Source organism: Kitasatospora sp. NPDC056327, from assembly GCF_042261735.1.
In the GTDB taxonomy this organism is placed as follows: domain Bacteria; phylum Actinomycetota; class Actinomycetes; order Streptomycetales; family Streptomycetaceae; genus Kitasatospora.
Map to the genome: position 1 here is coordinate 1 of NZ_JBHJRC010000308.1, position 9,865 is coordinate 9,865.

Annotated in this window: 8 protein-coding genes and 1 pseudogene; 3 read left to right on the forward strand and 6 right to left on the reverse strand. The window is 74.4% G+C overall.

The genetic code is table 11. The features are described from left to right. Positions 1 to 70: 70 nt before the first annotated feature. On the reverse strand, positions 71 to 478 hold the full coding sequence (locus ACFCX4_RS30715; RefSeq protein WP_376149566.1) for a cobalamin B12-binding domain-containing protein: 408 nt from the start codon (positions 476 to 478) through the stop codon (positions 71 to 73). Between the two features lie 312 nt (positions 479 to 790). Between ACFCX4_RS30715 and ACFCX4_RS30720 the strand changes: the two genes are divergently transcribed. Next, the gene (locus tag ACFCX4_RS30720) at positions 791 to 1,642 is read left to right on the forward strand and encodes a M23 family metallopeptidase (RefSeq protein WP_376149551.1); all 852 of its coding nucleotides are present in this window, start codon (positions 791 to 793) and stop codon (positions 1,640 to 1,642) included. A 34-nt stretch (positions 1,643 to 1,676) separates the two neighbouring features. Here the strand turns inward: ACFCX4_RS30720 and pcrA are convergent, their stop codons facing one another. From pcrA to ACFCX4_RS30735, 3 genes are all read right to left on the reverse strand, one after another. After that, on the reverse strand, positions 1,677 to 4,307 hold the full coding sequence (gene pcrA / locus ACFCX4_RS30725; protein WP_376149554.1) for a DNA helicase PcrA: 2,631 nt from the start codon (positions 4,305 to 4,307) through the stop codon (positions 1,677 to 1,679). Between the two features lie 105 nt (positions 4,308 to 4,412). Beyond that, on the reverse strand, positions 4,413 to 5,090 hold the full coding sequence (locus ACFCX4_RS30730) for a LuxR C-terminal-related transcriptional regulator (protein ID WP_376149557.1): 678 nt from the start codon (positions 5,088 to 5,090) through the stop codon (positions 4,413 to 4,415). Next, a complete protein-coding gene (locus ACFCX4_RS30735; RefSeq protein ID WP_376149569.1) occupies positions 5,083 to 6,453 on the reverse strand; it encodes a PspC domain-containing protein in 1,371 nt (456 codons plus the stop codon). Before ACFCX4_RS30735 ends, ACFCX4_RS30730 begins: the two co-directional genes overlap by 8 nt. Positions 6,454 to 6,691: 238 nt before the next feature. Here ACFCX4_RS30735 and ACFCX4_RS30740 point away from each other — a divergent pair, with 238 nt between their 5' ends. Both ACFCX4_RS30740 and ACFCX4_RS30745 read left to right on the forward strand, forming a co-directional pair. Continuing rightward, positions 6,692 to 8,263 carry a PspC domain-containing protein gene (locus ACFCX4_RS30740; RefSeq protein ID WP_376149560.1) on the forward strand — a complete coding sequence of 524 codons (1,572 nt, stop codon included), beginning with the start codon at positions 6,692 to 6,694 and terminating at the stop codon, positions 8,261 to 8,263. Continuing rightward, positions 8,260 to 8,481, forward strand: a complete 222-nt coding sequence (locus tag ACFCX4_RS30745) for a hypothetical protein (protein ID WP_376149563.1) — start codon at positions 8,260 to 8,262, stop codon at positions 8,479 to 8,481. The genes ACFCX4_RS30740 and ACFCX4_RS30745 overlap by 4 nt, the downstream gene beginning before the upstream one ends. A gap of 4 nt (positions 8,482 to 8,485) precedes the next feature. On the opposite strand, the gene ACFCX4_RS30750 is transcribed toward ACFCX4_RS30745, so the two are convergent. Then, positions 8,486 to 8,926 carry a ubiquinol-cytochrome c reductase iron-sulfur subunit gene (locus ACFCX4_RS30750; protein ID WP_376149572.1) on the reverse strand — a complete coding sequence of 147 codons (441 nt, stop codon included), beginning with the start codon at positions 8,924 to 8,926 and terminating at the stop codon, positions 8,486 to 8,488. A 48-nt stretch (positions 8,927 to 8,974) separates the two neighbouring features. After that, positions 8,975 to 9,565, reverse strand: a pseudogene (locus ACFCX4_RS30755) (DoxX family membrane protein); the annotation flags it as partial. Between the last annotated feature and the right edge of the window lie 300 nt (positions 9,566 to 9,865).

Sequence of the window (9,865 nt, forward strand, 5' to 3'; positions counted from 1 at the left end):
GGACCCACCCGGCACCGGCGCCCCCACCCCCCCCCCCGCCCCCGGCCCCGGCGACTCCCGGTCCCGCTCCTCAGCCCGCGGCCCGCAGGTTGGCCTCGACCCAGGCGACCACGTCGGTGGTCGGCGTGCCCGGCGTGAAGATGTCGGCCACGCCCAGCGCCTTCAGCTCGACGATGTCCTCGTCCGGGATGATCCCGCCGCAGAAGACCTTGATGTCCGCGGCGTCGCGCTCCTTCAGCAGCTCCAGCACCCGCGCGCAGAGCGTCATGTGCGCCCCGGAGAGGATCGACAGGCCGATGCCGTCCGCGTCCTCCTGGATCGCGGTGTCGACCACCTGCTCCGGCGTCTGGTGCAGCCCGGTGTAGATGACCTCCATGCCGGCGTCGCGCAGGGCGCGCGCGATGACCTTGGCGCCGCGGTCGTGACCGTCCAGCCCCGGCTTGGCGACCACCACGCGGATCGGTCCTGACACACCCATCACTGCCTCCCGGACCTCGTCGTCCATCCCCCACCGGACCTTGTGGGCACGGGCGAGGTTAACGAGCAATAACCAATCTGAGGGGAGGGTAGCGCCACCCGTCCCGGTTGGGCGCGCCGCCCCTCAAGACGAGGGGAAAATCACAGACCGCCCCCGCTCCCCCTGTTCTACCCCGCAACCGCACACCCCCAGCCTCTTGACATCCGGACTTTTGTCCGGATGTCCGCGTTCCGGCTACAGTCACGGTCGTTTACCCCCCGTGCACCCTTCCGCCCGACGACGCGCCCGAGGCCCACCGAGGAGGCAGCCGCGATGGCTCCCGAAGCAGCCGCCCGCCCGACCCGTGCGGAACTGCGCCTCGCCGCCCGCGAGCAGTCCAGGTCCGCGCGCCGCGACGCCGCCAAGGCGGCCACCCGCACCGCGCTGCTGCGGGTCGCGCTGCCCTCGGTCGCCGCACTCGGCGTCGCCGCCGCGGCCGCCGTCACCGTCCAGGGCGAGGCCGACCAGCAGCGTGCCCAGGCGGCCGGCCGGAGCCCCGAGCGGACCACCGCCGCCGACGCCCCCGACGCCGGGGCCGCCGAGGCGGCCCGGGCCGCCCAGCAGGCCCTCGCCGCCGGCCAGGCCGACCAGGCCTCCCGCAGCGACTCCCGTCAGCCGCTCGCCGCCACCCAGGGCGGCGCACCCGACGCGGCCGGACAGAACGGCCCGGACGGACAGCCGGTCACGCAGGTCTCCGGCACCGGACAGGCCCCCGCGCCGGAACGCCCCAGGATCTCGATGCCGGTCGCCCAGCACGGCCTCGGCGAGGTGTTCGGCGCGGCCGGCACCCACTGGGCCAAGCGGCACACCGGCATCGACTTCCCGGTGGACGGCGGCAGCCAGGTCCTGGCCGTCACCGACGGCACGATCCGCACGCAGTGGAACCCGTCGTACGGCTACATGACGATACTCAGGACGGCCGACGGCACCGAGGTCTGGTACTGCCACCTGCGCTCGTACAAGATCCGCAAGGGCACGGTGAAGGCGGGCGACGTCATCGCCTTCGTCGGCAGCAGCGGCAACAGCACCGGCCCGCACCTGCACCTGGAGGTCCGCCCGGCCGGCGGCGGCGCCCCCGTCGACCCGCTGCCCTGGTTCCTCGCCCAGGGCCTCGACCCGCGCTGAGCCACCGGCCCGGCGCGGGCCGAGCCCGCCCGCCCTACAGCTTCTCCACCGGCGCGTAGCGCAGCAGCAGTTGCTTGCGCCCCTCCGTGCCGAAGTCCACCGTGGCCTGCGCCTTGTCGCCGGCCCCGGTGGTGGCCACCACCGTGCCCAGTCCGAAGGTGTCGTGGGTGACCCGGTCACCGACCGCCAGCGCGACCACCTCCCGCTCCACCGCCGTGCCCGGCCGGCGCGCCGACTGCCCCCAGCCCGCCTTCGGCGAGGCCGCGGCCGGGCCGCGCGAGGAACCGCCGCGGGAGGAGCCGCCCGAGGACCGCCCGCCCCAGGACGAGCCGGAGGAACCCGGCGAGAAGCCCCGCGGAGCCGGCGCCTGCGCCGCTCCCGTGCGCTTCCACTCCACCAGCGTCTCCGGGATCTCCTCCAGGAACCGCGAGGCCGGGTTGTACGCCGGCTGTCCCCAGGCGCTGCGCAGCACCGACCTGGTCAGGTAGAGCCGCTGCCGGGCCCGGGTCAGGCCGACGTAGGCGAGCCGCCGCTCCTCCTCCAGCTCCTTGACCTGGTTCAGCGCCCGCATGTGCGGGAAGATGCCGTCCTCCATGCCGGTCAGGAAGACCACCGGGAACTCCAGGCCCTTGGCGGTGTGCAGGGTCATCATCGTGATGACGCCCTGCCCCTCCTCGTCCTCGTCCGGGATCTGGTCCGAGTCGGCGACCAGCGCCACCCGCTCCAGGAAGTCGGCCAGCGAGCCGACCGGCGGCGCGCCGTCCTCCTCCGCGTCGGGGCGCTCGCCCGGGTCCTGCTCGTACTCCAGGGCGACCGAGGCGAGCTCCTGGAGGTTCTCCACCCGGGTCTCGTCCTGCGGGTCGGTGGAGGACTGCAGCTCGGCCAGGTAGCCGGTCTCCTCCAGCACCGCCTCCAGCACCGCGGCCGGGCCCGCGCCGGACTCGACGACCTGGCGCAGTCCGGCCATCAGCACGTTGAACTTCTTCACCGCGTTCGCCGAGCGCGCGGCCATCCCGTACGCCTCGTCGACCCGCTGCAGCGCCTGGGCGAAGGAGATCCGCTCGCGCGCGGCCAGCGCGTCGACCATCGCCTCGGCCCGCTCGCCGATGCCGCGCTTGGGCACGTTGAGGATCCGGCGCAGCGGCACGGTGTCCTCGGGGTTGGACAGCACCCGCAGGTAGGCGAGGACGTCCTTGACCTCCTTGCGCTCGTAGAAGCGCACCCCGCCGACCACCTTGTACGGCAGGCCGACCCGGATGAACACCTCCTCGAAGACGCGGGACTGCGCGTTGGTGCGGTAGAAGATCGCGACGTCGCCGGGCCTGGCCGAGCCGGCGTCGGTGAGCCGGTCGATCTCGTCGGCGATGAACTGGGCCTCGCCGTGCTCGTCGTCCGCGACGTAGCCGACGACCTTCTCGCCGTCCTCGCCGGCCGTCCAGAGCTTCTTCTTGCGCCGGTTGGCGTTGCGCTCGATGACGGCGTTGGCGGCGCCCAGGATGGTCTGGGTGGAGCGGTAGTTCTGCTCCAGCAGGATCGTGGTGGCGTTCGGGTAGTCCTCCTCGAACTGGAGGATGTTGCGGATCGTCGCGCCGCGGAAGGCGTAGATCGACTGGTCGGCGTCACCGACCACGCACAGCTCGGCGGGCGGCACCTCGGCGAGCCGGCCGGCCGCCGGGTCGACCGGGTCGCCGTCGACGGTGCGCCTGGGCGCGTGGGCGGCCGTGCCGCCGCTCAGCTCGCGCACCAGGGTGTACTGGGCGTGGTTGGTGTCCTGGTACTCGTCGACCAGGATGTGCCGGAAGCGGCGCCGGTAGTGCTCCGCGACGTCGGGGAAGGCCTGGAGCAGGTTCACCGTCGTCATGATGATGTCGTCGAAGTCGAGGGCGTTGGCCTCGCGCAGCCGCCGCTGGTAGAGGAAGTACGCCTCGGCGAGCTTCTTCTCCATCGGGTTGGCGGCCTGGTCGGCGTAGGTCTCCTCGTCGATCAGCTCGTTCTTGAGGTTGCTGACCTTCGCGGTGAACGACTTCGGCGGGTACTGCTTGGGGTCGAGGTCGAGGTCGCGGCAGACCAGGGCCATCAGCCGCTGCGAGTCGGCCGAGTCGTAGATCGAGAACGACGAGGTGAAGCCGAGCAGCTTGGACTCGCGGCGCAGGATCCGCACGCAGGCGCTGTGGAAGGTCGAGACCCACATCGCCCGGGCGCGCGGGCCGACCAGCTGCTCGACGCGCTCGCGCATCTCGCCGGCCGCCTTGTTGGTGAAGGTGATCGCCAGGATCTCGCCCGGCTGCACCTGGCGGGCGCCCAGCAGGTACGCGATCCGGTGGGTGAGCACCCGGGTCTTGCCGGAGCCCGCGCCGGCGACGATCAGCAGCGGCGAACCGGCGTGCAGCACGGCCTCGCGCTGCGGGTCGTTCATGCCCTCCAGCAGCGCCGCCGGGTCGGTCACCGGGCGGGCGGCGCCGTTGCGGTACCAGGCGTCCCGCTCGGCCTGCGCGGCGTGGTCGGTGTGGAACAGCCCCTCGGGGATCGCCTCCTCGAAGGCGTCGTACGGGACGTCGTCCTCGTACGGCGGCGGCTCCTCGTCGATCGGCGGCGCGGGATGCTTCGACCCGGCGGCGGGGGCCTCGAAACCGGGGAGCGGGAGGTCGTCAAAGAGGCTATTCATGGCACTGACGAGTCTATGGCCACGCGCCGACAAGCCCGTCCGGTCCCTCCGCCCGCCCGGTCCGCCGGTGGACCGGGCGGGACCGGGCGGGGCGGGGCCCGCCGCTCAGACCAACCGGCGCGCGGTGGCCCAGCGGGTCAGCTCGTGCCGGTTGCTCAGCTGGAGCTTGCGCAGCACCGCGGAGACGTGGCTCTCCACCGTCTTCACCGAGATGAACAGCTGCTTGGCGATCTCCTTGTACGCGTAGCCGCGGGCGATCAGCCGGAGCACCTCCCGCTCGCGCTGGGTGAGCCGGTCGAGGTCCTCGTCCACCGGCGGGGTGTCGGTCGCCGCGAAGGCGTCCAGCACGAAGCCGGCCAGCCGCGGTGAGAAGACCGCGTCCCCGTCGCCGATCCGGAAGATCGCGTCCACCAGGTCGGTCCCGGTGATCGTCTTGGTGACGTAGCCGCGGGCGCCGCCGCGGATCACGCCGATCACGTCCTCCGCCGCGTCCGACACCGAGAGCGCCAGGAACCGCACTCCCCCCTGGTCGCCCATCAGCCCGGCCGAGCGGCGCAGCACCTCGACGCCGCCGCCACCGGGCAGGTGGACGTCCAGCAGCACCACGTCGGGCCGCGTCTCGGCGACCACCCGGACCGCGGACTCGACGTCGTCGGCCTCGCCGACCACGTCGATCCCGGTCGTCTCGGTGCGCCCGATCTCCGCCCGTACCCCCGTCCGGAACATCCGGTGGTCGTCGACCAGGACGACCCGCGCGCGGCGCTCCGGCGCTGCCTCAGTCATTCGCTCTCTCCATCTCCAGCTCGACCTCGGTCCCGCCGTCCGGCGCGGGCCGCACCCGTGCGGTGCCGCCGTTGCGCTTCATGCGGCCGAGGATCGACTCGCGTACGCCCATCCGGTCCTCGGGCACCGTGTCCGGGTCGAAGCCGGGTCCGTGGTCGCGCACGAACACCATCACGGTCCTCCCCTCGACCTCGGCGTAGACCTGGACCGGTCCCCCGCCACCGTACTTGGCCGCGTTGACGGTCGCCTCCCTCGCGGCCTGCATCTGGGCCGCGATCCGCTCGTCCATCGGGCAGTCGCCGACGATCACCACCTCGACCGGGACCCCGTGCCGGTCCTCGACCTCGGCGACCACGGCGCGCAGGCTCTCCGCCATGGTGTCCGGGGCGGCCTCGGCCACCGCCTCCGGACGGTAGAGCCAGAGCCGCAGCTCGCGCTCCTGGGCGCGGGCGAGCCGCAGCACCTCCTTCGGATCCTCGGCCCGGCGCTGGATCAGGGTCAGCGTGTGCAGCACCGAGTCGTGCACGTGGGCCGCGATCTCGGCGCGCTCCTGGGCACGGATGCGGGCGGTGCGCTCGGCGCCGAGGTCCTGCCACATCCGCAGCGCGTACGGGCCGACCAGCACCAGCACGCCGGCCAGCACCGCCAGCGAGGACTCGATCATCCAGCCGACGGTCGACTCGTTGCCCTGGGTGAGGAGGAAGGCGATGATGCCGGCCACCACCAGCAGCACGCCCGCGCCGACCCGGGTGTAGGCGCCGCGGCGCCGCTCCCCCTCCTCCAGCCCGAACCAGCGCTGCCAGCGCGAGTCGTCGGCCTGCCGCCAGACCAGCGCCACACCGACGCCGATCGCCAGCAGCGGCCAGGTGTAGGGCTTGGCGGTCTGCACGTCGAGCGCGTTGAGCAGGGCGATCACACCGATCACCAGCATCACCAGCGCGGCCAGCTGGCCGAGGCCGCCCGGCCGCTGGCGCCCGGTGTCCGCCCCGGCCGCCGCGGCCTCCCCCGGTGCCTCGACCGGCTCGCCGCGCAGCGCGTGCTGGAGCACCTCGCGCAGCCGGCCGATCCAGCCGCCGGAGCGCTCGCCGTCCTTGCGCAGTTCCCCGCCGCCGCCGCCCTGCCAGGAGCCGACCGGGACGAAGGCGCCGTTCACGTAGGCCCAGTGCGCGCCGGGCCGGCGGGCCGGTTCGCCGATGCCGATCGGCACCACGAACCAGAACGCCGCGTACAGCAGGCCGCCCAGGCCCTCGGCGAAGAAGAGCACCACGAAGGCGATCCGCACCCAGCTGACGGGCAGTCCGAGGTGCACGGCGAGCCCGTGCGCGACGCCGCCGAGCATCCGCCCCTGCGGGCTGCGGTACAGCCGGCGGTACGGCGGCCGCCCGTCGCCGGGCGCGGACGGGTCGGCGCCCCCGGGCGGCGCGAGCTCGGGGGCGAGGGGGCGGGGATCGGAACCGGGTGCTGCCACGTCACCGATCGTTCCACGCGGGCGGACCCGGACGCATCAGGGTGGGGCCCTGACCCTTATCAGGGACAAGTCAGGGTCCGAGCAGGGGCCACACCGGTTGGGCGGGGGTCCGGCACCCACCAGGATGGTGTGCATGACCGAAGACCACCGCGCAGAGGAGCTCCACGAGGCCGGGACCGCCGCCCCGCCCGCGCCGGACCGGCCCCCGCTGAACCGGGCCGAGCGCCACCGCGTGGTGGCCGGGGTCTGCGGCGGCCTCGGCCGTCACCTGGACATCGACCCGGTGGTGTTCCGCGTCGTCACGGTGGTGCTCTGCCTCTCCGGCGGCCTCGGCCTCTTCCTGTACGGCCTCGCCTGGCTGATCGTGCCGATCGAGGCGGGCCCGGACGGCAAGGGCGGCGCGCGTTCCGGCCGCACCGAGCTCCAGCGGGTGCTCACCGGCCGGGTGGACGGCCAGTCGATCGGCGCGGTGCTGCTGACCGTGATCGGCACCGGGGTCTTCTTCTCCCAGATGGGCGACGGCGGCCAGCTGTTCCCCCTGATGCTGCTCGCCGGAATGGTCTTCCTGGCGGTCCGCTACGACCCGGAGCGCCGCCGCGGCGGCCGGATCCGCGGACGGGGCCGCCGGCACCCGCACGGCCACGGCGGACGGCACGGCGGCCCGTACGACCGCTGGTTCCCGGACGCCGACCCGAACGCCGGCGGCCACGGCGGTCACACCGGCCACGGGGTGCACGGGGACCACGGGACCGGGGACCACGGCGGCCCCGCCGGGGGCGACTACCGCTGGCCTCGCGAGGAGCCCGCGGACGGGGACGACGGCGCCCGCGCCCGGCACGCCCGCGAACGGGCCGCCGGCACCGTCCCGGCCGACACCCCGCACGCGGGCCCGACCGGCTACCTGTGGGACCCGCGCCACCCCGAGCGCAACCCCTACGGCGGCACCGCGCCGGGCCAGCCCTACACCGCCCCCGCCCCGCCGCCGGGCGGCCCGGCACCGGCCTGGTGGCAGCGGACCGACCTGCCGCAGGGCGACCCGCTGCGCAAGGGCACCGCCCCGGCCCCGCCGCGCCCGCCCGTGGTGGTGCACCGGCGCGAACGCTCCCCGCTCGGCCTGATCGGCCTGCTGCTGGCGGTCGGCGCGGCCAGTGCCGTCTGGTCGGTCTCGGAGGCCGGCGGCGGCACCGTGCGGGCCGGCAGCGTGCTGGCCACCGCGCTGCTGGTGCTCGGGCTGACCCTGCTGCTCGGCGCGAAGTTCGGCCGGGCCCGCCGGCTGGTGGTCCCCGGCCTGCTGCTCACCCTCGCGCTGACCGGGATCGGCCAGTCCGCGGTCTCGGCGCAGAACCTGGCGGGCGACCGCTCGTGGACCGTCACCACGGCCGCCGGGCTGCAGCCCAAGTACACGCTGGGCGTCGGCACGCTGCGCCTGGACCTCAGCGCGATCGACCCGGCCGGCGCGGCCCTGGCCACCACGGTGGAGCTGGGCGCCGGCGACCTGACCGTGCTGGTGCCGGCGGGCGTGACGGTGGAGGTGCGCGCCGAGACGGGCCTCGCCGACGTCCGGGTGCCGGGCGTCGACGGCAACGACGACGGGCCGGGCAAGCGCACCTACCAGGTGCTCCCGGCGAACGGACAGACATCCAGGGGCTCGCTCGGCCTCACGCTGAAGGTCGGGCTCGGAGACGTCAAGGTGGTCCAGAAGTGAGGAAGCACCGGCTCGACCTCTTCTCGCTGATCGCGGGCGGACTCTTCACCGTGATCGCGGTGCTCTACCTGGTGGCGGCGGTGAACGACGTCTCGGTGAACGGCCGGATCGTCATCCCGGTGACCTTCATCGTGCTGGGCCTGGGCGGCCTGGCCGGGGCGGTGGCGGCGGCGGTCCGCCGGTCCCGGCCGGAGGAACCGCGGCAGGAGCAGGGCTGACGGTTCAGCCCTCCTGCGGTCCGAGCCTGAGCTTCTCGCCCTCCTTGGTCACCCGGTACCTGGGCAGCGGCTTCGTGGCCGGGCCGGTCAGCACCGCACCGGTGCCCGCGTCGAACCGGGAGCCGTGGCAGGGGCAGTACAGCTGGCCGTTCCGGGGGGCGTCGACCGCGCAGCCGGAGTGCGTGCAGACCGAGGAGAACGCGCAGTACTGCCCCGCCGTCGGCTGCACCACGTAGACCGCGTCGCCGCTGACCGGGTCCTTGACCTGGGCCGAACCGCCGACCGGGACGCTCGCGGCGTCCACCGTGACCGGGGTGCCGGCCGGCGCCGGGGCGGCGGACTGCTTCGCCTTCGCGGCCGGCTCGTCCCGCCCGAAGGTGGCGGTCAGCGAACCGGTCAGCAGCCCGGCACCGCCCATCGCGACGGCCGCGATGCCGCCGTCCATCAGCGCCCGGCGCCGGATGTGCTCCTCGCGCAGGCCGCGGGCGCGGTCCCGGGCCGACCGCCGGGCGAGGTAGCCGTCCACCGAGAGGTACGGGGTGCCGGCCAGCAGCAGCGGCGTCCAGGCCATCAGGTAGACCAGGTCGTTCCCGAGGTAGTACGGCGCGACGTTCCAGCTGACGGTGAGCCAGAGGCTGAGGCTGATCAGGGCCCCGCCTGCGGCGGCGAGCCGGCCCCAGAGGCCGAGCAGGGTGCCCAGGCCGACCGCCAGCTCGCCGAAGGCGACCAGCAGCGCGAACGGGGTCGGGTGGTCCAGGGCCGGGCCGAGCAGGAAGGAGACCGGACTGGTGCCCTTGACGGCCCGGGTCTGCGAGACGAACGACGCCGGGTCGCCGGCGCCGGCCAGGTAGTGGCTGTCGGAGAGCTTGTCGAGCGCCGCGTAGACGAAGGTGACGCCGAGGAAGAGCCGCAGCGGCAGCAGCGCCAGCCGCGATCCGGCCGCCTTCCAGGCGGTGATCCGCCCGGCGATCCGGCCGCCCCGGCCGGCCGGGGCGCCGTCCGCCCCGCCCGGTCCCGCCGTGCCGTCGCCGCCGGCCCCGGCCGCACCCGGCCCGGCCGCCACGGAACTGCTGGCCTCCGCCATCGCGCACACCTTCCCTCACCGGCCCGCCACCGCCTGACAGGTCCCGACGCATTCTGCCCGCTCGTGAGCGCTTTCGGTGGGAGGGCACCGGCCCTCCACCGCCGGAAGGGCGCGCCGCCGCCCGCCGCGGAAGCGCCCGATTCCCCTTCCACCAGGGCGTGTTGGGATCACACAGCCCATGGCCTTAACCTAGCGCGAGCAACCCACTGCTCTGCGTGAAATGGATCTGCCCATGACCGGCGCCACCACGGGTCCGCTCCGCACCGTCGTCCCCGCTCCGTATCGCGCACCCACCGCACC